A 21,752-nucleotide genomic window follows, 5' to 3' on the forward strand; every position below is an offset into this window, starting at 1 on the left:
GGCCCGATTCGCCTAAGGCAACAGATCCTCAAGACGGCCATGCAAGCGCTGCGGCAGGTTCTCCTGGATCTCGATCACTGCGCGCGCAATGGCACTCTGAAAGCCCTGGACCCCCGCCGAACCGTGGCTTTTTACCACAATACCCTGCAAACCGAGGAAGCTTGCGCCATTATGCCGCGCCGGGGCGAGGTCCGCCTGCAAGCGCCGCATCAACGGCAGCGCCAGCGCACCCACCAACCGGGAAGCCAGGTTGCGCTTGAACAACGCCTCGATCCGCGCGGCAATCATCGTTGCCAGGCCTTCGCTGGATTTGAGCAGAATATTTCCGACAAAACCGTCACAAACCACCACATCGGCCTCGCCGCGATACAACCCATCGCCCTCGACAAAGCCGATGTAGTTCAAGCCCCGCGCCTGTTGCAACAGACTGGCGGCCAACTTGACCTGTTGATTGCCCTTGATGTCCTCGGTGCCGATGTTCAGCAAAGCCACTCGCGGGCGCACCACCCCCAGCGCTTCGGCAGCGACCGAGCCCATCAAGGCAAAGTGCAGCAGGTGCTCAGCGCTGCAATCGACATTCGCCCCCAGGTCCAGCAACTGACAGTAGCCACGCTGCGTCGGGATCGCCGCGACCATCGCTGGCCGATCAATGCCTGGCAGGGTTTTGAGCACATGACGGGACAAGGCCATCAACGCCCCGGTATTGCCGGCACTGACACACGCCTGGACCTTGCCATCGCGCAGCAGCTCAAGGGCCACGCGCATGGAGGAATCGGGCTTGCCACGCAGGGCCTGGGCGGGCTTTTCATCCATGCCGATGGTTTCGCTGGCTGGCGTTATCGTCAGGCGCGCGCGATCCACCGCCGGATGGCTGGCAATCAGTTCTTCAAGTAGGGATGGTTGACCGACGAGGGTCAGGTGCAGCGAGGGCGTAGCAGACAGGCTGGCAATGCATGCCTGGACAATGCTGCGGGGACCGAAGTCCCCGCCCATTGCGTCAATCGCGATGACTTGAGCAGACAAGTGATTACTCGTCAGCGCCCTTGTCGATCACTTTACGGCCACGGTATACGCCTTCTGGCGATACGTGGTGACGCAGGTGAATTTCACCGGTGGTTTTTTCTACAGACAGAGTGCTTGCCGTCAGGGCATCGTGGGAACGACGCATGTCACGGGCAGAGCGGGATTTTTTGTTCTGCTGAACAGCCATAATTGATTAACTCCTAAACGTTTGGGTCACGCTTTAACTGCGCCAATACACTGAACGGGTTGGACCGCGTTACCTCGTCCTCGCTCGGTTCGGACTCGTCATCGAGCCCCGCCGGCTGCTGGCATTCTTCCGGATGATGAGCAGGCACAATGGGCAAGGCGAGCAGAAGCTCCTCCTCGATCAGTGCATGCAGATCCAAAGGATCTTCGCCCAGTTCCAGCACGTCATAACCTTTCGGCAACGACTGGGTATTCGCACCCTCTTTCACCACAGCATAACTGCATTCGCTGTGGATCGGCAGGGTGACCAGCTCAAGACAACGCTGGCAAACCATTTTGACCTCGGTGTCGATAAAGCTGTGAATTACCACAGATTTACGTTCATCTCGTTCAAAAACGAATTTAGCCTGCACCGTACCGACATTGTCGGAAAGCGGGTCGCAGAGTCTCTCCAAATCGGCCAGCAACACTTCACCTTGGAGGGTGGTGCCACGATCAGCCAATTTGCGCGGGTCAACGTGAGGTGGAATCGGGTCATTCAACATAGGCGCAGCATTATAGGGATGCACCCGCCCATGTCAAAGGAAATTCAGCCCTGTGCGCCAGACTGTCCACTCGCTAGAATCCGCGACTGCCTTGAGGAGAGCCACATGTTGCCTTTATTACTCGCTTCCAGCTCGGTTTATCGCCGGGAACTGCTGAATCGCCTGCAGCTACCGTTCATCTGCAGCTCTCCGGATATCGACGAAAGCCATCGCGCAAATGAGTCTGCGGCCGAGTTGGTCAAGCGCCTGGCCGAAGAGAAAGCCCGCGCCCTTGCCGACAGCCACCCAAGGCACCTGATCATCGGCTCGGACCAGGTCGCGGCGCTGGACGGCCGAATCATCGGCAAGCCCCACACCTTCGAAATAGCTCGTGAACAGTTGCTGGCAGCCAGTGGCCGACAGGTCAGCTTCCTGACCGGCCTGGCGCTACTCAATAGCGACACCGGGCAATGTCAGGTGGACTGCATCCCCTTCACCGTCACCATGCGCCAGCTGGACATAGCGCGAATCGAGCGCTACCTGCGAGCCGAGCAGCCCTACGACTGCGCTGGCAGCTTCAAGGCTGAAGGGCTGGGGGTGAGCCTGTTTCAAAGCACCGAAGGCCCGGACGCCACCAGCCTCATCGGCCTACCGCTGATTCGCCTGGTAGATATGCTGCTGGCCGAAGGCGTGCAAATCCCCTGAGAGCCCCACAAAAAACAATGTGGGAGCCGGGCTTGCCCGCGATGACGGCCTGTCAGCAACCCATTGGCTGGCTGACCCACCGCAATCGCGGGCAAGCCCGCTCCCACATTTTGAGCTATGCCAATCGCGAGATCAGCGCAAGGCCGGCCCCTGGAAGCCCATGTACAGCGCCAGTTTCTCCGCGACACTAGCCCCCAGCTTCTTGGAGAACCGGTCGAACGGCGACTCTTGGACGGTAAAGTCCACCAACTCCTTCTCGCCAATCACATCCCGCGCCACCGAACTGGCACTGCCCAGGCCATCGATCAAGCCCAACGGCAAGGCCTGTTCGCCAGACCAGATCAGCCCGGAGAACAACTCCGGATGTTCTTTATCCTTGAGCCGCTCACCGCGCCCCTGCTTGACGCTCGCAATGAACTGGCGATGGGTGGTGTCGAGTACGCTCTGCCAGAACTGGGTTTCGTCAGCCTTTTGCGGCTGGAACGGATCGAGAAACGACTTGTGCTCACCCGAGGTGTAGGTACGCCGCTCAACCCCCAGCTTCTCCATGGTCCCGACAAACCCGTAGCCGGCCGCCGTCACGCCAATGGAACCCACAAGGCTGGCCTTGTCGGCGTAAATCTGGTCGGCGGCGCTGGCAATGTAATAGGCGCCCGAGGCACCCAGATCAGAGATCACCGCGTACAGCTTGGTCTCTGGATGCAACGCGCGCAGACGGCGGATCTCGTCATAGACATAGCCCGACTGCACCGGGCTGCCACCCGGGCTGTTGATGCGCAGCACCACACCCTTGACCTTGGGATCCTCGAAGGCGGTACGCAGGCTGCTGACGATATTGTCGGCGCTGGCAGACTCCTTGTCGGCAATCACCCCGCGCACTTCGATCAGCGCGGTGTAGCTGCCGCTGCGGGCGGCGCTTTTTTCCATATCCACCAAAGGACTGAACAACACCAGCATGCCAATCAGATAGGTAAAGGTCAGGAGCTTGAAGAAGATCCCCCAGCGCCGGGCGCGGCGCTGTTCCTGGACGCCCGCCAGCAGGGTTTTTTCTAGCAGTTTCCAGCTTTTATCATCGCCACTGTCGGCACCGGCCTTGGTCGGCGCTTTCCATTCATCGGTCATGCCATCTACCCCAGCAAAAACTTAACGGGCCTGGTTGAGCCAGGCGTGCAATTGAGAAAACCTGTCAATCGTCAGTCGCGGCTCGTAAGCCTGCAAGGCTTCCGGGGACTGGGCGCCATAACTGACGGCAACGCTGTCCATACCGGCGTTGCGCGCCATTAGCAGATCAAACGAGGCATCACCGACCATCAACGACTCACGGGCACAAACCCCGCATTGGGCCATGATCTGCTCCAGCATCAACGGATGAGGCTTGCTCGCGGTCTCATCGGCGGCGCGAGTGGCGTCAAAATAATCTTCCCAGCCATTGGCCTTGAGCACCCGATCCAGCCCGCGCCGGGCCTTGCCGGTCGCGACCGCCAGGTGATAGCCCTGCTCGCGCAATGCCTCCAGGGACTGCACGACCCCTTCAAACAAAGGCGAAGGCTCGGATTCCAGGGCAATGTAGTGATCGGCGTAGTGCTCGCGAAACGCTACCAGCTCGCCGTCGGATATCTGCGGGTACAAGGTACGAATGGCCTCGGGCAGCCCCAGGCCAATGATGCCCTTGACCGCCAGGTCACTGCACAACTCAAAGCCGGAACGGGTCGAGGCCATATGCATGGACTCGACAATCCGGCCAATGGAATCGCACAGGGTGCCATCCCAATCAAAAATCAGCAGTTTATAGTCAGGGCGCGACACTCAGGCGCTCCACGGTCTTGGCCCACATCTCATCGACGGGCGCCTGCAACTTCAATTCGCCACCATCTGGCAACGGCACCGTCAACATATAGGCATGCAAGAACAGACGCTTGCCGCCGAGATCTCGAATCTCCTTGGAGAATCCCTCGTCGCCATACTTGGTATCGCCAGCAATACAGTGCCCGGCGTGTAGGGTATGCACGCGAATCTGGTGGGTACGCCCGGTCACCGGCTTGGCCTCGACCATGGTCGCAAAATCACCGAAACGTCGGAGCACCTTGAACAGGGTCAGCGCTTCCTTGCCCTCCTCGTCCACCTCGACCATACGCTCGCCGGAGCGCAGGTTGCTCTTCTGCAGCGGTGCCCGCACGCTCTTGATAGAGGACGCCCAATTGCCACGCACCAGCGCCATATAGCGCTTGTCCACGCCATCGCCACGCAAGGCGGTATGCAGGTGGCGCAACATGCTGCGTTTCTTGGCGATCATCAACAGGCCGGAGGTGTCGCGATCCAGGCGATGGACCAGTTCCAGCTCCTTGGCATCCGGACGCAACTGACGAAAGGCTTCGATCACCCCGAAATTCAGGCCGCTGCCACCATGAACCGCGATGCCGCACGGCTTGTTGATCACAATCAGCTTGTTGTCTTCGAAGACAATCGACGCCTCAAGACGCTGCAGCAGGCCCTGGGCCAGTGGCACGGGCTCGTCACGCTCAGGCACGCGAACAGGCGGCACGCGGACGATATCGCCCGCCTGCAGCTTGTACTCAGGCTTGATCCGGCCTTTGTTCACCCGCACTTCGCCTTTACGCAAAATGCGATAAATCAAGGTCTTGGGCACGCCCTTGAGCCTGGCCAGAAGAAAGTTGTCGATGCGTTGGCCGGCATATTCCGGCGAGACCTCAAGCAGCTGGACGCTGGGGGTCGGGGGGGTGGTAGTCGTCATGGCGGGAATGATAACAATTTTTTATGGAATTGAAGCACTTAATCATTGCTGCTATAGTCGCGAACGCCGCCAAAAGCGGCCTGGGCAGAGGACTCGCGGCAAACAGCCGCCCCTGACCATCGCAATTCATCAGGACGCGAGGCCGTCCTACGGAGCTTTCGCCACACTGGAAGGCTCAAGATTGTAACAAGCGCAGGTGACATGAGGCCTGAAGCGAGTGCAAAAAGCAGAGTGATTACTCGCCTATTGCGCCGATATTTACGGCCAGTTCACAAAGTGCAGTCAGTCTTGTACCAGACCACGGCGAATGCTTCGGAAACAACGCCTGTTATTAGCCATGAGCGTGAACTCCCCATTGGAGAACACGGTAAATGCCAACCCGCTGCGGATTCTGCGCGCGGCAGCACCCGAATTATCAGGGATACGTGTAGGGTGGAGATGCACAACCGTCGGACTGTGTAGCACTAGGCTTATATTTAGACGCTTCATCTCGTCCACAGTCGCCGGTTGATTCCTCCTCCTGACTGAGTGCTTATTAAGTCACCACAGCAAGCAGGACGCGTAAGTCGCGATACCAGCCCAATTGGCCAGTATTGCTGGACACTGGAGTGGCCAACCACTCTTGACGCACCTGACACCGACCGTGAGAAGTCGTGTGTGCCGAACGCCGTTTCCGGCAGCCCGGAAACCGACGGTACAACATGAAAAGAATGCTGATTAACGCAACTCAACCCGAAGAGTTGCGTGTTGCACTGGTAGATGGCCAACGCCTCTACGACCTGGACATCGAGTCCGGTGCACGCGAGCAGAAGAAGGCCAACATCTATAAAGGCCGGATTACTCGCATCGAGCCAAGCCTTGAGGCTGCCTTTGTCGATTTTGGCTCTGAGCGCCATGGCTTCCTGCCCCTCAAGGAAATCTCCCGCGAATACTTCAAGAAAGCCCCTGAAGGCCGCGTGAACATCAAGGACGTCCTGAGCGAAGGCCAGGAAGTCATCGTCCAGGTTGAAAAAGAAGAACGTGGCAACAAGGGCGCAGCCCTGACCACCTTCATCAGCCTGGCTGGCCGTTACCTGGTCCTGATGCCGAACAACCCGCGTGCTGGCGGCATCTCCCGTCGCATCGAAGGCGAAGAGCGCAACGAACTGCGTGAAGCGCTGAACGGCCTGATCGCCCCGGCTGACATGGGCCTGATCGTGCGCACTGCCGGCCTTGGCCGCAGCAGCGAAGAAATGCAGTGGGACCTCGACTACCTGCTGCAACTGTGGACTGCTATTAAAGAAGCATCCCTGGACCGCTCCGCGCCATTCCTGATCTATCAGGAAAGCAACGTGATCATCCGCGCCATCCGCGACTACCTGCGCCAGGACATCGGCGAAGTGCTGATCGACAGCGTCGAAGCCCAGGACGAAGCCCTGACCTTCATCCGCCAGGTGATGCCGCAGTACGCCAGCAAGATCAAGCTGTACGAAGACAGCGTACCGCTGTTCAACCGTTTCCAGATCGAAAGCCAGATCGAAACCGCCTTCCAGCGCGTAGTCGAACTGCCTTCCGGTGGCTCCATCGTCATCGATCCGACCGAAGCCCTGGTGTCCATCGACATCAACTCGGCGCGCGCCACCAAAGGCAGCGACATCGAAGAAACCGCGCTGCAGACCAACCTGGAAGCAGCCGAAGAGATCGCTCGCCAACTGCGCCTGCGTGATATCGGCGGCCTGATCGTGATCGACTTCATCGACATGACCCCAGCCAAGAACCAGCGCGCCGTGGAAGAAAAAGTCCGCGAGTGCCTGGAAGCCGATCGTGCCCGCGTACAAGTTGGCCGCATCTCGCGCTTCGGCCTGCTGGAAATGTCCCGCCAGCGCCTGCGTCCATCCCTGGGCGAGAGCAGCGGCATCGTCTGCCCGCGTTGCAACGGCACCGGCATCATCCGTGACGTTGAATCGCTGTCCCTGGCGATCCTGCGCCTGATCGAAGAAGAAGCCCTGAAGGACCGCACCGCCGAAGTCCGCGCGCAAGTGCCGATCCCGGTCGCCGCCTTCCTACTCAACGAAAAACGCAACTCGATCACCAAGATCGAACTGCGCACCCGTGCCCGCATCGTGATCCTGCCGAACGATCACCTCGAGACGCCGCACTTCGAAGTCCAGCGCCTGCGTGACGACAGCCCGGAAGCCCACAGCGGCCAGTCCAGCTACGAAATCGCCGCTGCTGCTGCCGAAGTCGAAGAAGTCCAGCCAGCCGCCGCGACCCGCACCCTGGTTCGCCAGGAAGCCGCCGTCAAGACCGCGCCGGCCCGTGCCAATGCACCCGTGCCGGCTGAAGCCGCTGCCCCGGTTGCCGCACCTGCTTCCCTGCCGGAACCAAGCCTGTTCAAGGGCCTGGTGAAGTCGCTGGTCAGCCTGTTCGCCACCAAGGAAGAGCCTGCTGCTCCAGCCGTGGTCGAGAAGCCTGCCGCTGAACGCCCTGCACGCAACGAAGAGCGTCGCAACGGTCGCCAGCAGAGCCGTAACCGCAACGGTCGCCGTGACGAAGAACGCAAGCCTCGCGAAGAGCGTGCACCGCGTGAAGAACGCGCACCACGTGAAGAGCGCCAACCGCGCGAAGCCCGTGAAGAAACCCCGGCCGTAGCCCGCGAAGAACGTGCTCCCCGTGAAGAGCGTGCGCCACGTGAAGAACGCGCACCGCGCGCGCCTCGCGCCCCACGTGAAGATCGCAAGCCGCGTGGCGAGCGTGAAGAACGTGTACGTGAACTGCGCGAGCCACTGGACGCCGCTCCAGCCGTGGCCGCCGCTGGCGCTGTTGCAGTGGATACCGCGACGGAAGAGCGCCCGGCCCGCCAGCCCCGTGAAGAACGCGCCCCACGCCCACCGCGTGAAGAGCGCCAACCACGTGCCGAGCAAACTGCCGCCGCCAGTGAAGAAGAACTGCTGACCAATGACGAACAGCCACAGGAAGATGGCCAGGACAACGCCGAAGGCGATCGTCCACGCCGCCGCTCCCGTGGCCAGCGTCGTCGCAGCAACCGTCGCGAGCGTCAACGTGACGCCAGCGGCAACGTGATCGAAGGCTCGGAAGAGACCGGCGAAGCCACTGAAGAAGCTGCCAACAACGAGCCGACCAGCACCGAACTGGCTGCTGGCCTGGCCGTTACCGCAGCGGTTGCCAGCTCGGTCATCAGCGCTCCAGCCGAAGCCGAAGCCAACCAGCAGGCCGAACGTGCCACCGCTGCCGTGCAGGAAACTGCCGTGGTCGAAGCGCCAGTTGTCGAAGCCACCACCGTGGTCGAAGCACCTGCCGCTCCAGAAGTGGAAGTTGCTCCGGTTCACGAAGCCCAGCCTGAAGCCGAAGTAGTGGCTGCACCTGCGGTCGTGGTTGAGCCACAGCCTGTGGTTGAAGCGGTTGTCGAAGCGCCAGTTGCCGAACCAACCCCAGAAGTGCGTGAAGTTCGCGAAGAACAGACCGCCTTCCAGTGGACTGCCGAGCCAGCCGTCGTCGCCGAAGCACCAGCCCCGGCAGAGGAAGCGCCAACACCTGTCGCCGAACCTGCGGTGGTTGCAGAACCGGTCGTGGTTGCCGAGCCAGCTCCGGTGGTGGTGGAAACCCCAGTGGTAGCCGAAGTGGCCGCCCCAGTGGTCGAAGCCCCTGCCAGCGCCCTCACCGAAAACGGCCGTGCGCCTAACGACCCGCGTGAAGTGCGTCGTCGCAAGCGTGAAGCCGAGCGTCTGCAGAAAGAAGCCGAAGCAGCAGCGGCGGCGGCCCCGGCCGTAGTCGAGGCCGTTGCGCAAGCACCGGCCATCGAAGCTGAAGTTGAGCACACTGCCCCGGTCATCGACGAGAACCTGCGTTCCGTTGAAGAAGTGGTAGAGCACAACCCAAAAGCCCTGGAAGAAGAGCACGAGCCTAAACCCCTCGCCTGATTCCAACGGCAACTAAAAAGCCCCGCCTGAGCAATCAGGCGGGGCTTTTTTTATTCATTCAACGACAGAGATCATGTGGGAGCGGGCTTGCCCGCGATGGCCATCGGTATCTACACAACTTTGCCGCAACACCTAAATCCAGGCAGATAGCTCAGTTGTGGCGATGCGGCGTTCCGACAAGCCCGCTCGCCACAGGAGAGTTCGTCAGTTTCTGAAAGTTGTGTAGATACCTATGCCGCGATGGCGGTAGAGAGAGGCGCGGTGAGCTTGAGGCCGCCATCGCCGCCAAACCAGCCCCTACCTGAATTCCAATGCTTGCGGCACATCCACATCCCACAACACCCCGGGATCACCCACCGGCACCTCCCGAACATCAGCCTGGGCAAACAGAGCCTTGGCGCCACGATCCCCCGTCAGTTCCATCAAGGCAGGCCCCAATGCCTGGCCAAATGCAACGGGATGGCCCTGCTGGCCGGCATGCACCGGCACACTGATCCCATCCACGCGCTCTATCACCCGCTCAATGCTCGACGCCTGAATAAACGGCATATCCCCCAACACCACCAGCCAACCCGCTGCCGGGCCACTGGCCGCCACCGCTGCCGCGATGCTGTCACCCATGCCCGCCGACTCCAGCAGCAGCACTTCGCACCCATGCTCCGTGGCCAGGCGAATAACCCCGCTGCACGCAGGGGATGTGACGACCCAACGCCGAGTGATGCTGGCAGGCAGATTGAGCAACACATGCTCGACGACCGGCCGTGTCACCCCATCACGCCCCACACAATGAGCCAGCAATTTGTCCTGGCCGCTTTGCGCACGGAACCGGCTGCCCTGCCCCGCCGCCAGGACGATTGCGGTAATCGCACTCGTCAACTGACCGCCTCCCGTACGGGTTTGGCTTGCAACACTTCCACACCGTTCTTGATCGCGACGATGTGCGCCATCAGCGACAAGGCAATCTCTGCCGGCGTATGACTGCCAATATGAAGACCGATCGGCCCATGCAGCCGCGCAATCGCCTCGGCCCCCAACCCCAACACCGCCAGGTTTTCCCGACGTTTGCGGCTATTGACCTGTGAACCCAGGGCACCGATGTAGAAGGCGCGGGAATTCAACGCGGTCAACAGCGCCATATCGTCCAGCCGCGGATCGTGGGTCAGGGCAACAATAGCCGTGCGCTCGTCCGTCTGGATATTGAGCACCGCCTCATCGGGCATTCCCGGCACAAAGCGCCCGTGCTGTTCTTCCCAGCCATGCACAAACTCCGTGCGGGGATCGCAGATCAGTACTTCAAAATCCAACAGGCGTGCCATTTCTGCCACATAGCGCGACAGCTGGCCCGCACCGATCAGCAACAAGCGCCAGCGCGGACCGTAGATGGTCCGCAAACGCTCACCGTCAAAACTGACGATGTCGGACTTGCTCGCCACGCTCAAGCGCACACTGCCCGTCGCCAAGTCCAGTTCCCGCGCCACAATTTCATGGGCCTCACAACGCGCCAGCAACTGCGCCACCCAGGCATATTCCTCCACACGCTCCTCCGTCAGGCGCAAGGTACCGCCGCATGGCAGACCAAAACGCGCCGCTTCGTCGCGGGTGACGCCATAGGTCACCAACTGCACCGGCGGCCCATTGTCTGGCAGGCGGCCATCGTGCAGACGAGCGATCAGGTCATCTTCGATGCAGCCACCGGACACCGAGCCGATCACCACCCCGTCGCCGCGCAGGGCCAGCATCGCCCCCGGCGGCCGTGGTGCGCTGCCCCAGGTCTGAACCACGCTGTACAGCACCACCCGCTGCCCTGCGCGGCGCCACTCCAGCACGCTGCGCAGGACATTCAGATCCACGCTGTCCATCAGGCCTGCGCCTCCTGCTGCCAGCCCTGCAACTGATAACGCACCGGCAGGTTACGGATGCGCTTGCCGGTGGCGGCAAATATCGCATTGCACAGCGCCGGCGCAATCGGAGGCACGCCCGGCTCACCCACACCGCCGAGGGGGACCTCGCCTGTCGGCGTGACCAAATGTATGGCAATTTCCCGGGGCGCCAGGGACATGCGCGCCACTTCGTACATATGGAAGTTGTCCTGCTGGACCTTGCCATCCTTGAAGCTGATTTCTCCCAGGACCGCATTCCCCAAGCCCATGACGCAAGCGCCCTCGAACTGCGAGCGGATGCGCTCCGGGTTGATCTGCGGGCCGCAATCCACGGCGATATCCGCCTTGTGCACGATCAACGTGCCATCACCCTTGACCTCCACCTCGATCACCGCCGCCACATACGTCACAAAGCTGTAGTGCACCGCCAGCCCCAGGCCGCGTCCCTTGGGCAGCGTGCGACCCCAGCCCGCAGCCTTGGCCGCGGTCTCAAGCACCCCACGCATGCGCGCCGTATCAATCGGGTAACGCTCGGGGGACTCGCCGTAATTCCACTCTTCACTCAAGGTGCGTGGATCGATCTGACGATCCGGGCCCAGCAGCTTGAGCTGATATTTCAGCGGATCCTGGCCAGCCTTGTGCGCCAGTTCATCGACAAAGCTCTGGATGGCAAAACCATGGGGGATGTTCGACACCGAACGATACCAACCCACCCGGGTGTGGGCAGCAGCCTCGGGGTTTTCCAGGCGCACATTGGGAATGGCGTAGGCCATGTTGGTAAAGCCCATGCCCAATTCAAACGCTGCCTCATGGTTCATGCCCGGCGCAAACAGCGCGGTAATGCTCGGCGCCACTGTGCGGTGCAGCCAGCCGGAGGGCATGCCGTCCTTGTTGAGGCCAGCCTTGAGGTACTCGGCGGAGACGGTATGGAAATAGGAGTTATGGATATCGTCTTCGCGGGTCCACTGCACGCGTACGGCCTTGCCAGGAAACTCCTTGGCCAGCACCGCGGCTTCAATGATGAAGTCCGGCTTGGACTTGCGCCCAAAGCCGCCGCCCAACAGGGTGACGTGAATTGTGACGTTATCGAATGGCAAGCCAAGGCGCTCGGCGACCCGCTCCCGCGTGACCTGCGGCGCCTGGCTTGGCGCCCAGGCCTCGCATTGCCCATCTTGATAACGGGCCACGGCAACCATCGGCTCCATGGGTGACTGCGCCAGGTGTGGCAAGTAATACGCGGCCTCCAGGGTGCTGTCGGCATCGCTCAGGGCCTGGTCGATGCTGCCGGTATTGCGCACCACTTTGCCGGGCGCAAGGGCCGCGGATTCCAGGGTCTTGCGATAGTCGATGGAGTTGTAGCTGGCATTCGCGCCGTCGTCCCAAACAATCTGCAACGCCTCGCGCCCCTTGATCGCCGCCCAGGTGTTGCTGGCGACCACCGCCACGCCACCCAATGGCTGGAATTCCGAGGGTATGGGTCGACTTTCGATTTGCAGGACCTTGATCACCCCGGGGACTTTCAACGCCGCGCTGGCATCGAACGACTTGACCTTGCCGCCATACACCTTGGGCCGCGCAATGGTCGCAAACAGCATGCCGTCAAAATGCACATCGGCGCCGTACACCGCCCGGCCGTTGACGATATCGGCACCGTCGATGGCCTTGGTAGCCTCCTTGCCGATATAGCGAAACTCCGACGGCTGCTTGAGCCGCAGGCTGTCCCGCGCCGGCACCGCCAGCGCACCGGCGGCGGCAGCCAAGGCGCCATAGCCCAGTTCGCGACCGCTGGGCTGGTGAATCACTTTATGCAACTGCGCACGGCACTCGCCCAGCGGCACTTTCCATTGCTCGGCGGCGGCCTGTTCCAGCATGCTGCGCACGGCTGCGCCGCAACGGCGCATCGGCTCATACCAATGGCGCATGCTGCGCGAACCGTCGGTATCCTGGTTGCCAAAACGCACTTCGTCGCCCGGGGCCTGCGCAACCTTCACCAGCGCCCAATCGGCCTCCAACTCGTCGGCCACCACCATGGTCAGGCTGGTGCGCACGCCTTGGCCCATTTCCGAGCGGTTGCAGATCACGGTGACAGTGCCATCGGTGGCGATGCTGACATAAACCTTGGGGTCATCAATCACGCCGTTGGGCATGGCTGCCCCGCCGTATTGCTTCACCTCCTCGGCAAAGGCCTGGGGCAAGCCCCAACTGGCGGCCACCACCAGCGCACCGGTCGCACCAACGCCTTTGAGGAAACCACGGCGGCTCAGGTTGTTCAGGGCGAAATTGCTCGGCAACTGGCTCATGCCTTGGCCCCCTGCAGATGGGTCGCGGCCTGGCGGATCGCTGTCTTGATACGGTTGTAAGTGCCGCAGCGGCAGATGTTGCCGACCATGGCCTCTTCAATCTGCGCATCGCTGGGGTTGGGGTTGGTTTTCAGCAGTGCCGTAGCCGACATAATCTGCCCACCCTGGCAGTAACCGCACTGGGCCACCGCCGTGTCCAGCCACGCTTGCTGCACAATCTGGCCAACCGGGTCATTGTGCAGGTTATCGATGGTGCTGACGTTCTGCCCCTTGACCGAGCCAATAGGCGTGATGCAACTGCGGGCCGGCGAGCCATCGATATGGATGGTGCAGGCGCCGCACAGGCCCATGCCGCAACCGAACTTGGTGCCGTTGTAACCCGCCACGTCGCGGATCGCCCACAACAGGGGCATGTCCTCGGTGACATCCAGCGGATGATCTTGACCGTTGAGTTTGAGAGTAATCATGGGCACGCCCGCATAGTGATTGGATTATGGGGTCGAGCTATCTGCCGCTTTCAGGGGAGCGGAGTCGGTTCACGCAGATGGCTCAGGCTAATCGGGCTCTCTTGTGAAGACAGGTGTTGCGTCGGGGAATATGCATCACTGTAGGAGCGAGCTTGCTCGCGAAAAACGCCAGGACACCACGTTCATTCAGAGCGCCCACGTCATCGTTGATGATCTTCGCGAGCAAGCTCGCTCCTACAATTCCCTGCACGAACAACACCAATCTTTCACCGGGCCTTTGATAAACAATATCTATAGAACGATAAACAGGCATCGTTAGCCTGCTAAGTTAACCCAGCATTAACAAAAAAGCCCTGCAATGCAGGGCTTTGTTCAACACGCTAGAAGCGTAGCTCAATAACGATTGGGCTCCATTTCCAGATCAACCTGGAAGCGCTCGGCGATATCGCGCTGGATACGTTGGGCCAGGCCAGAAATCTCCAGGCCCGTGGCCGCGCCGTAATTGACTAGCACCAGCGCCTGCAAGCGATGCACGCCGGCATCACCGTCGCGAAAGCCTTTCCAGCCGGCCTTTTCAATCAACCAGCCGGCCGCCAGTTTCACTTGGCCATCGGCCTGGGGGTACGCCACCAGATCGGGATATTGCAGTTTTAATTGCGCCGCCAGCACCTGGGACACCAGCGGGTTCTTGAAGAAACTGCCGGCGTTGCCCAAGACCGCAGGGTCGGGCAGTTTTTCACTGCGGATGCTGCAAATGGCCCGGCTGACATCGCTCGGTGTCGCCTGGGTAATGCCCTGCTCAGCCAGGCGTTGTTGCACCGGGCCATAGCCGAGTTGCAGGTGCGCCACACGGTTCAAGGCAAAGCGCACGCGCAGGATCAGCCAGCGCCCCACTTCGTGCTTGAACAGGCTGTCGCGGTAGGCGAAGTTGCATTCTGCCAGGCTGAAATCCCGCAACTCGCCGGTCTGGCGGTCGAGGGCGGTCAGGCCAGCGAACACATCCTTGATCTCGACCCCGTAGGCGCCAATGTTCTGCATCGGTGCCGCACCGACCGTACCGGGAATAAGGCTGAGGTTTTCCAGGCCAGAGAACCCTTGCGCAAGGGTCCACAGCACAAAGGGATGCCAGGCCTCCCCCGCCTCGGCTTCCACCACAACCTGCTGGCCGTCGTCGTGCAGCACCCGGATACCCTGGGTCGCCATGCGCAACACCAACGCCGGGATGTCCTGGGTCAGCAGCAGGTTGCTGCCGCCTCCGATCACCAGCAACGGCAGGTGTTGCGCCGCCGCATAGGCCAGGGCCTCGCGCACATCGGCGTCGCTATGGGCCTGGGCGAACAACTGCGCACGCACATCAATGCCAAAACTGTTGAAGGCCTTCAGGGAAACCTGGGGCTGTAGATCCAGACTCATAACCGCCCCTTCAATTCAATCACCAGCAAATCACAGGCGGCCTCGATCAGGTCCAGGACCTGCTCGAAACCTTGCTCGCCGTCGTAATACGGATCCGGCACTTCATCCACCGCCGAGTCGTAGCGGCGCAGGAACAGGTCCAACTCTGCCTTGCCCTGGGCCGGTTGCAGGGCCTTGAGGTTACGCAGGTTGCTCTGGTCCATGGCCAGGATCAGGTCGTAGCGCGCAAAGTCGGCGCGCGACACCTGCTGGGCACGCTGGGCCGACAAGTCGTAGCCACGGCGCAGCGCCGCTTGCTGGCTGCGCTTGTCCGGCGCCTTGCCGATATGCCATTCGCCAGTGCCGGCGGAGGCCACCTCGACCTGGTCGGCCAGCCCGGCAGCCCGCAATTTATGGCGCAGGACGCCTTCGGCGGTGGGCGAGCGGCAGATATTGCCCAGGCAAACAAACAGGACTTCCATCAAGCCCCCAGCAACCGACGCACGCGCTCAAGGTCTTCCGGCGTATCGACGCCGGCCGGCGGGGCCTCCATGGCATCGTCGACATGAATGCGCACGCCGTGCCACAGGGCCCGCAGTTGCTCCAGGGCCTCGGTGTTTTCCAACCAGCATGGGCCCCAGCTGACGAAGTCATGCAGGAAACCGGCGCGGTAGGCGTAGATGCCGATATGGCGGCGGTACGGCACGCCGGCTGGCAAGACGTCACGTTGCCTGGCGAATTCATCGCGCGCCCAGGGCAGGGTCGAACGGCTGAAGGTCAAGGCCAGGCCATTGATGTCACTGACGACCTTGACCACATTGGGGTTGAACAAGGTCTCAATGTCTTCGATCGGTTCGGCCAGGGTCGCCATGCGCGCTTCGGCATGGGCGGCCAGGTTGGCGGCCACCTGGTCGATGACACACGGTGGGATCAGCGGCTCGTCGCCTTGCACATTGACCACGATGGCGTCCGGCGCCAGGCCCAGGTGCGTGGCGACTTCCGCCAGGCGGTCGGTACCGGAGTTATGGTCTTCACGGGTCAGCACCGCTTCGGCGCCAAAACCCTTGCAGGCCTCGATGATCCGCAGGTCATCAGTGGCCACCACGACGCGCTGGGCGCTGCTTTTGCAGGCCTGTTCCCAGACCAGTTGGATCATCGGCTTGCCGCCGATCATCTGCAGCGGCTTGCCGGGCAGACGGGTGGAGGCGTAACGCGATGGGATGACAACAGTGAAGGCAGTGGTCATTTATCCAGGCGCTCGTCGGTCGTCAGGGTACGGGCTTCGCTTTCCAGCATCACCGGGATGCCGTCGCGGATCGGGTACGCAAGGCCTGCGCCTTTGCTGATCAGCTCGGTCTTGTCGGCGCTGAGCTTGAGCGGGCCTTTGCAGATCGGGCAAGCGAGGATATCGAGCAGTTTGGTGTCCATGGGAATTCCTGGATAAAAGCGTTTTAAGGCAAAAGTCGAGCCGGCAGCAGCCGCATCAGTTGCGTGTCGAACCAGGCGATAAACGCCGGTGACGGTGCTGCATCGACTGCAAGGTACCACCAGTGTGCCTGGGCAAAGGCGCGGCACTTCACCGCGTCCTTTTCGGTCATGACCAACGGCAGTGACGGCGTAAAATTCAGGACCTCGGCGCTGTAGGGCGCATGGTCGGCAAACGCATGGGGTATCGGCAGCCAGTGTAGCGTTTCAAGGGTATTGAAGAAACGTTGCGGGTTGCCGATGCCGGCGACCGCATGCACTCGCTGGCCCAGCGGAAAATGGTCCAGTGGCTGGCGCTCGCCGGTCAGCAGGTTGACCAGGGTGGTGGGGAGTAGGCGCAAGGCAAAGCCATCCTCGCGATCAGCCCCGGCGCCGTTGTAGAGCAGCGCATCGACGCTGCGCAGGCGCTCGACCGGCTCGCGCAGCGGCCCGGCGGGCAGGCAGCGGCGATTGCCCAGGCCACGGGCGTTGTCGATCAGCACCAGTTCAAGGTCACGGGCCAGGCGGTAATGTTGCAGGCCATCGTCGGACAGGATCAGGTCGAGGGTGTCGCTGGCCAACAGGGCCTGCACCGCACGGCTGCGATCAGGGTCGATCACCAGGGGGACGCCACTGCGCTGCACGATCAACAAGGGTTCGTCACCTGCCACTTGCGCGCTATCGCTGGCTTGCACCCGCCAGGGCAACTGCGGCGGCTTGGCCCCATAGCCACGGCTGACCACGCCGACCCGCAGGCCACTGCGCTGGCAATGGTCGATCAACCACAGGATCAACGGCGTCTTGCCCGTGCCGCCCACGGTGATATTGCCGACCACGACGATGGGCACCGGTGATTGGTAGATCGTCCCCTCGCCCGCCAGGAACCGGTCGCGCTTGCGCTTGACCACGCGGCGATAGAGCGCCTCCAGCGGTTGCAGGAGCTTGAGCGCCGGATGGCCATCGTACCAGGCCTTGAGCAAACGATCGGACAAGGCCATCAGGGTTGCCCCGCCGCCTCGACGGTGGTCATGCGCAAATGGCTGAAACCGAGCTTGCCGGCAGCATCCATTGCGGTGATCACGGCCTGGTGCGGGGTCTTGCCATCGGCGCTGATGGACAGCGGCATTTGTGTATCACCGCCGGACTCCTTCTGCAGCGCGTCCATCACGCTGGCTACGTCATTCTTCTCAAGCAACTGGTTGTTCACCGAAAACACCCCTTCGGCGCTGATGGTGATCTCCAGCTGTTTGAGCTGCTGGTCTTCGGCCGGCGAGCCGCTGACGGCTTCCGGCAGTTCTACCCGCAGTTGGGTTTCCCGGGTAAAGGTGGTGGTGACGACAAAAAACAACAACAGGATAAACACCACATCGATCAACGACGCCAGGTTGATATCGACGGTTTCCCGAGGCTTGCGGCGAAATTTCACGCTTTGCCCTCGACCAGGTCGACGTCACGGTCGCCCTGGACCACTTCCACCAGCTTGATCGCCTCCTGCTCCATGCCCACCACCAGCTCATCGATGCGGCGCTGCAGGAAGCGGTGGAAGAATACCGCCGGGATACCCACCATCAGGCCCGCAGCCGTGGTGATCAAGGCCTTGGAAATCCCCCCGGCCAATACCGAGGCGTTGGTGGTCATGCCCGAGCCGGTAAAGGCGCTGAAGATATCGATCATGCCCAGCACCGTGCCGAGCAAGCCGAGCAACGGCGCCATCGCGGCGATGGTGCCCAGGGCATTGATATAGCGCTCCAGCTCGTGGATAACCCGGGCGGCGGCCTCCTCAATACACTCCTTCATGATCTCGCGACCGTGCTTGGAGTTGGCCAGGCCGGCGGCGAGGATCTCGCCCAGGGGGGAATTGGCCCGCAGTTCCTTGAGTTTTTCCTTGTCCAGTTGCTTGTCCTTGATCCAGCGCCAGACCTGCCCCAGCAGATGATCAGGGGTCACGCGGCTGGCGCGCAGGGTCCACAGGCGTTCGGCAACGATGCCGAGTGCGGCGATGGAGCTCAGAATGATCGGCAACATCATCCAGCCGCCGGATTTGACCAATTCCCACACAGTGAATGTCCCCTCGAAAAAGTGCGCCACTTTAGCATATAGGCTGGCGAGGAAGGGCCTGCCCGCCGACAGCCATCATGTCGCAGGCACCGGCCTTTGGTAACTGCCAATGACAGGCGCGCGCCAGAAACGACGCTGGCTGCGTGCCATGATCGGCGCCTGGAAAGCCCCCAGGCGCAGGCGGATGGCGCCCTGTTCGGCGCTGTCATAAATGGCGCTGTGAAAATGCCGATAACGCGCCAGCACTTGCGGGTGCGGATGGCCAAAGGAGTTGCCACGCCCGCGAGAGATCAACACTGCCTTGGGGGCGACTCGCTGGACGAACGGCCATGACGAGGAACTGCGACTGCCATGATGGGGCGCTTGCAGCCAATCCGTGGCGACCGCCAGGGGCGTGGCGAGCAAGGCCCGCTCGGCCTCGCGGTCTATATCGCCGGTCAGCAACAACCGTTCACCATTGGCCTGGACTTGCAGCACGCACGACTTCGCGTTGCCGTTGCTGGCATCCGCCCATTGCCACAGTCGGAACTGCACACCGTCCCACTCCCATTGCTCACCGCTGACACAGGCCTGGGTATGAAGGAACGCCGGCAGCCCCTGGGTTTCCCCGCCCACCACCCGTTTGACCGGCAACCCGCGCGCAACCGCCGCAGCGCCCCCGGCATGATCGGCATCAGCGTGACTGAGCAGCATCAAGTCCACTTGGCTAACCCCCAGCTTGCGCAGCGCCGGGAGTACCACGCGCTCACCGAGGTCGAAATCCCCCACCCGAGGGCCGGCGTCATACAACAGCACGTGGTTGCGGGTGCGCAGCACTATCGACAGGCCCTGGCCGACATCCAGTTGCTCCACCGCCACCTGCCCCAACGGGATCGATTCACGGGGCGGGAACACTGCCAACAGCAACATGGGCCAACCCAGCAGGCGAAAAGGAATGCCCTTGGGCATCAATAACAGCAGTGCTCCCAGCAGGCTGAGCAACCAGTAGCCGACAGGCACCTCGGCAGGCATCCAGGCCGGCAAGCGCACGGCCAGCATGGCCAGGGCCGTAAACAGCCAATCCAGTGCGCCACCCGCTAGCCACAGCAGGCCGCCGCCCAGCCACGGCAGCGCCAGCAACAGCGTGCCCGCCAGCGCCAACGGCAGCACCAGCAGACTGATCCACGGCACGGCAAACAGATTGGCCAGCGGCGCACTCAAGCTGATGGGCAGGCCGAGAATCAGCAGCAGCGGAAACAGGCCAATAGCGATCAGCCATTGGGCACGGGTCCAGGCCTGCCAGGCACGCCAGGGCCCCAAGCGGCCACTGAAGGCCAGCACCAACACGCCCACGGCAGCAAACGACAGCCAGAAACCCGGTTGCAGGCTGGCCAGCGGTTCGATGATCAATACCGCATTCAGGGCCAGCAGTAGTGGCCACCAGATCCCCAGATGGCGAAACCGCAAGCGCCACAGCAGCACCAGCCCCACCATCACACAGGCCCGTTGCACCGGCACTTCAAAACCGGCCAGCAAGCCATAGGCCAGCGCAGCGGCAAATGCCAGGCCGCATGCCCAAGGCAGCCAGGGCAAGCGCCTGGGCCAGCAGCCGTAGCGGGCCAGCCCGGCCACCAGTGCATAGATCAACCCCGACAACAGGCCAATGTGTTGACCAGAGATCACCAATAGATGCACGGTGCCGGTGGCCTGCAAAATGCGCCAATCCTCGGCGGCCAGGCCAGAGCCGTCACCCAGCACCAGTGCAGCCAGCCCGGCTTCGCGGCCCCGAGCATCGACTGCCAATAATCGCTGGCGTACGGCATCGCGCCAGGCATGCCGGGCCGGCGCCAGGCGCTGGCCATCCTTGACCGACCCGGTCGCCCCCACACGCTGGGCCAATAGCCAGGCCTCCTGGTCGAAGCCATGGAAATTCAGTAGTCCGGAAGGACGCTTGAGGGTCACGGCCAAACGCCAGCGCTCACCGCTGCGCACTGGGGGGCCGCCCTGCCAGCTCACGCGGATGCGCTGGGGCAGCCGGTCCTGACGTGACCGGCTATCGCTCAGCTCGAAACGCACCACCCCATTGGCCTGCTGTGGTAGCCCGCTGACGCGCCCTTCCAGCCAGCGGGTCTGGCCGTCCAGCCCGGGGACGAGCCGGTCGTCGAGGGCCCGTTGCGCGCTGAAACAGGCCCATGCCAGGCCCAACAGGAAAAATGCCAGCGGATAAGTACGAAACGGCAGCAGCATCAACGCCACCACCGGTAACACCAGCAACCAACCGACCGGCGGCAAGACAGGCAGCAGGCGCAACGCCAGCAGCCCCAACGCCAGCGCAAACATCCCTGTACGCATGGATCATTCCTTGAAAGTGACCCATTGAGTGTTAGCCGAGGGGTTCAGGGCGAACTATTATTTTTTGTCACAAAGTCTGAATTTCCCGTTCGTAGAATACGGGCATACTTGCCCCTCGAACTGACCTGGACCCCTTATGCCACGGCGCTTATTCAAACGGTACATGCCCGATCCGACCAGCATTCGGGAACACAAGTCCTTACGCTTTCTCGGCACGCTGCTCCATGACCCCAACCTCTGGCACCTCAATCGGCACTCGGTTGCCCGGGCCATGGCTGTCGGCCTGTTTGCCGCCTTCATTCCCATCCCCTTGCAGATGCTGCTGGCAGCCGTCCTCGCCATCTCTGTGCGCGGCAATATGCCCATCGCCGTGAGCCTGGTGTGGCTGACCAATCCAATTACCATGCCGGTGGTGTTCTTCTGCACCTACATGACCGGCACCTGGCTGATGAACATCCCGCCGCGCACCCTGCCCGATGAACTGACCTGGGAGTGGATCAGCGGGCAACTGTCGACCATGTGGCAGCCGTTCCTGCTGGGCTCGGTGGTGATGGGGGTTGGTATTGGGCGCGTTGGCGTATTGCCTGACGATGATGTATTGGCGGTGGTGGGTTGGGCATCAGTGGAAAAAACGTCAGCAGCGTAATCGGTAGTGGCCATGTTCTCTTGCTAGGCGCCGGGGTGCTCTTACTGACGCCATCGCAGGCAAGCCTGCTCCCACACGCGTCAACGGTTAGGCCGCCTTGCTTT

General features: G+C 61.9%; 20 protein-coding genes and 1 pseudogene. 3 read left to right on the forward strand and 18 right to left on the reverse strand.

The window, feature by feature from the left end; all coding sequences use genetic code 11:
* Window positions 1–12: 12 nt before the first annotated feature.
* Genes plsX through JTY93_RS19135 form a run of 3 tightly spaced genes read right to left on the reverse strand, consistent with a single transcriptional unit; the run spans window position 13 to window position 1,754 of the window.
* Window positions 13–1,023 carry a phosphate acyltransferase PlsX gene (gene plsX / locus JTY93_RS19125; protein WP_169992737.1) on the reverse strand — a complete coding sequence of 337 codons (1,011 nt, stop codon included), beginning with the start codon at window positions 1,021–1,023 and terminating at the stop codon, window positions 13–15.
* A gap of 4 nt (window positions 1,024–1,027) precedes the next feature.
* Window positions 1,028–1,210, reverse strand: a complete 183-nt coding sequence (gene rpmF / locus JTY93_RS19130; protein ID WP_008152339.1) for a 50S ribosomal protein L32 — start codon at window positions 1,208–1,210, stop codon at window positions 1,028–1,030.
* A 13-nt stretch (window positions 1,211–1,223) separates the two neighbouring features.
* The gene (locus tag JTY93_RS19135) at window positions 1,224–1,754 is read right to left on the reverse strand and encodes a YceD family protein (protein ID WP_029299696.1); all 531 of its coding nucleotides are present in this window, start codon (window positions 1,752–1,754) and stop codon (window positions 1,224–1,226) included.
* Between the two features lie 105 nt (window positions 1,755–1,859).
* Here JTY93_RS19135 and JTY93_RS19140 point away from each other — a divergent pair, with 105 nt between their 5' ends.
* Entirely contained in the window at window positions 1,860–2,438 is a 579-nt protein-coding gene (locus JTY93_RS19140) for a Maf family protein (RefSeq protein WP_205477384.1), read from the forward strand.
* A gap of 132 nt (window positions 2,439–2,570) precedes the next feature.
* Here the strand turns inward: JTY93_RS19140 and JTY93_RS19145 are convergent, their stop codons facing one another.
* The 3 genes from JTY93_RS19145 to rluC are packed head-to-tail and all read right to left on the reverse strand — an operon-like array spanning window position 2,571 to window position 5,190.
* The gene (locus tag JTY93_RS19145; RefSeq protein WP_205477385.1) at window positions 2,571–3,560 is read right to left on the reverse strand and encodes a S49 family peptidase; all 990 of its coding nucleotides are present in this window, start codon (window positions 3,558–3,560) and stop codon (window positions 2,571–2,573) included.
* Between the two features lie 21 nt (window positions 3,561–3,581).
* Window positions 3,582–4,244: an HAD-IA family hydrolase gene (locus JTY93_RS19150; protein ID WP_205477386.1), complete on the reverse strand. Its 663-nt coding sequence runs from the start codon at window positions 4,242–4,244 to the stop codon at window positions 3,582–3,584.
* Entirely contained in the window at window positions 4,231–5,190 is a 960-nt protein-coding gene (rluC, locus tag JTY93_RS19155; RefSeq protein ID WP_005790558.1) for a 23S rRNA pseudouridine(955/2504/2580) synthase RluC, read from the reverse strand. Before rluC ends, JTY93_RS19150 begins: the two co-directional genes overlap by 14 nt.
* Before the next feature lie 701 nt (window positions 5,191–5,891).
* Here rluC and rne point away from each other — a divergent pair.
* The gene (gene rne / locus JTY93_RS19160) at window positions 5,892–9,110 is read left to right on the forward strand and encodes a ribonuclease E (protein ID WP_205477387.1); all 3,219 of its coding nucleotides are present in this window, start codon (window positions 5,892–5,894) and stop codon (window positions 9,108–9,110) included.
* A 297-nt stretch (window positions 9,111–9,407) separates the two neighbouring features.
* On the opposite strand, the gene JTY93_RS19165 is transcribed toward rne, so the two are convergent.
* From JTY93_RS19165 to JTY93_RS19220, 12 genes are all read right to left on the reverse strand, one after another.
* Window positions 9,408–9,986 (reverse strand): nucleotidyltransferase family protein, encoded by a 579-nt coding sequence (locus JTY93_RS19165; RefSeq protein ID WP_240344400.1) that lies wholly within the window; start codon window positions 9,984–9,986, stop codon window positions 9,408–9,410.
* Complete coding sequence (locus tag JTY93_RS19170) at window positions 9,983–10,969, reverse strand: XdhC family protein (RefSeq protein WP_205477388.1); 987 nt, start codon at window positions 10,967–10,969, stop codon at window positions 9,983–9,985. Before JTY93_RS19170 ends, JTY93_RS19165 begins: the two co-directional genes overlap by 4 nt.
* Complete coding sequence (locus JTY93_RS19175) at window positions 10,969–13,290, reverse strand: xanthine dehydrogenase family protein molybdopterin-binding subunit (RefSeq protein WP_205477389.1); 2,322 nt, start codon at window positions 13,288–13,290, stop codon at window positions 10,969–10,971. Before JTY93_RS19175 ends, JTY93_RS19170 begins: the two co-directional genes overlap by 1 nt.
* Window positions 13,287–13,757, reverse strand: a complete 471-nt coding sequence (locus JTY93_RS19180; protein WP_169992754.1) for a (2Fe-2S)-binding protein — start codon at window positions 13,755–13,757, stop codon at window positions 13,287–13,289. Before JTY93_RS19180 ends, JTY93_RS19175 begins: the two co-directional genes overlap by 4 nt.
* Window positions 13,758–14,150: 393 nt before the next feature.
* Window positions 14,151–15,170 (reverse strand): UDP-N-acetylmuramate dehydrogenase, encoded by a 1,020-nt coding sequence (gene murB / locus JTY93_RS19185; RefSeq protein ID WP_205477390.1) that lies wholly within the window; start codon window positions 15,168–15,170, stop codon window positions 14,151–14,153.
* Window positions 15,167–15,631 (reverse strand): low molecular weight protein-tyrosine-phosphatase, encoded by a 465-nt coding sequence (locus tag JTY93_RS19190; RefSeq protein ID WP_205477391.1) that lies wholly within the window; start codon window positions 15,629–15,631, stop codon window positions 15,167–15,169. Before JTY93_RS19190 ends, murB begins: the two co-directional genes overlap by 4 nt.
* Window positions 15,631–16,395: a 3-deoxy-manno-octulosonate cytidylyltransferase gene (kdsB, locus tag JTY93_RS19195; RefSeq protein WP_070994651.1), complete on the reverse strand. Its 765-nt coding sequence runs from the start codon at window positions 16,393–16,395 to the stop codon at window positions 15,631–15,633. The genes JTY93_RS19190 and kdsB overlap by 1 nt, the downstream gene beginning before the upstream one ends.
* On the reverse strand, window positions 16,392–16,577 hold the full coding sequence (locus JTY93_RS19200; protein ID WP_003174668.1) for a Trm112 family protein: 186 nt from the start codon (window positions 16,575–16,577) through the stop codon (window positions 16,392–16,394). The genes kdsB and JTY93_RS19200 overlap by 4 nt, the downstream gene beginning before the upstream one ends.
* A 23-nt stretch (window positions 16,578–16,600) precedes the next feature.
* Window positions 16,601–17,611 (reverse strand): tetraacyldisaccharide 4'-kinase, encoded by a 1,011-nt coding sequence (gene lpxK, locus JTY93_RS19205; protein ID WP_205477393.1) that lies wholly within the window; start codon window positions 17,609–17,611, stop codon window positions 16,601–16,603.
* Window positions 17,611–18,039 (reverse strand): flagellar polar localization protein PocB, encoded by a 429-nt coding sequence (gene pocB, locus JTY93_RS19210; protein ID WP_029299722.1) that lies wholly within the window; start codon window positions 18,037–18,039, stop codon window positions 17,611–17,613. The genes lpxK and pocB overlap by 1 nt, the downstream gene beginning before the upstream one ends.
* Window positions 18,036–18,671: a flagellar polar localization protein PocA gene (gene pocA, locus JTY93_RS19215; RefSeq protein WP_029299724.1), complete on the reverse strand. Its 636-nt coding sequence runs from the start codon at window positions 18,669–18,671 to the stop codon at window positions 18,036–18,038. Before pocA ends, pocB begins: the two co-directional genes overlap by 4 nt.
* Window positions 18,672–18,746: 75 nt before the next feature.
* Entirely contained in the window at window positions 18,747–21,002 is a 2,256-nt protein-coding gene (locus JTY93_RS19220; protein ID WP_240344401.1) for a DNA internalization-related competence protein ComEC/Rec2, read from the reverse strand.
* A gap of 136 nt (window positions 21,003–21,138) precedes the next feature.
* On the opposite strand from JTY93_RS19220, the pseudogene JTY93_RS19225 reads away from it, so the two are divergent.
* A pseudogene (locus JTY93_RS19225) lies at window positions 21,139–21,655 on the forward strand (DUF2062 domain-containing protein).
* Window positions 21,656–21,752: the final 97 nt, after the last annotated feature.

Origin of the sequence: Pseudomonas hygromyciniae, assembly GCF_016925675.1 — a bacterium.
Lineage (GTDB): Bacteria > Pseudomonadota > Gammaproteobacteria > Pseudomonadales > Pseudomonadaceae > Aquipseudomonas > Aquipseudomonas hygromyciniae.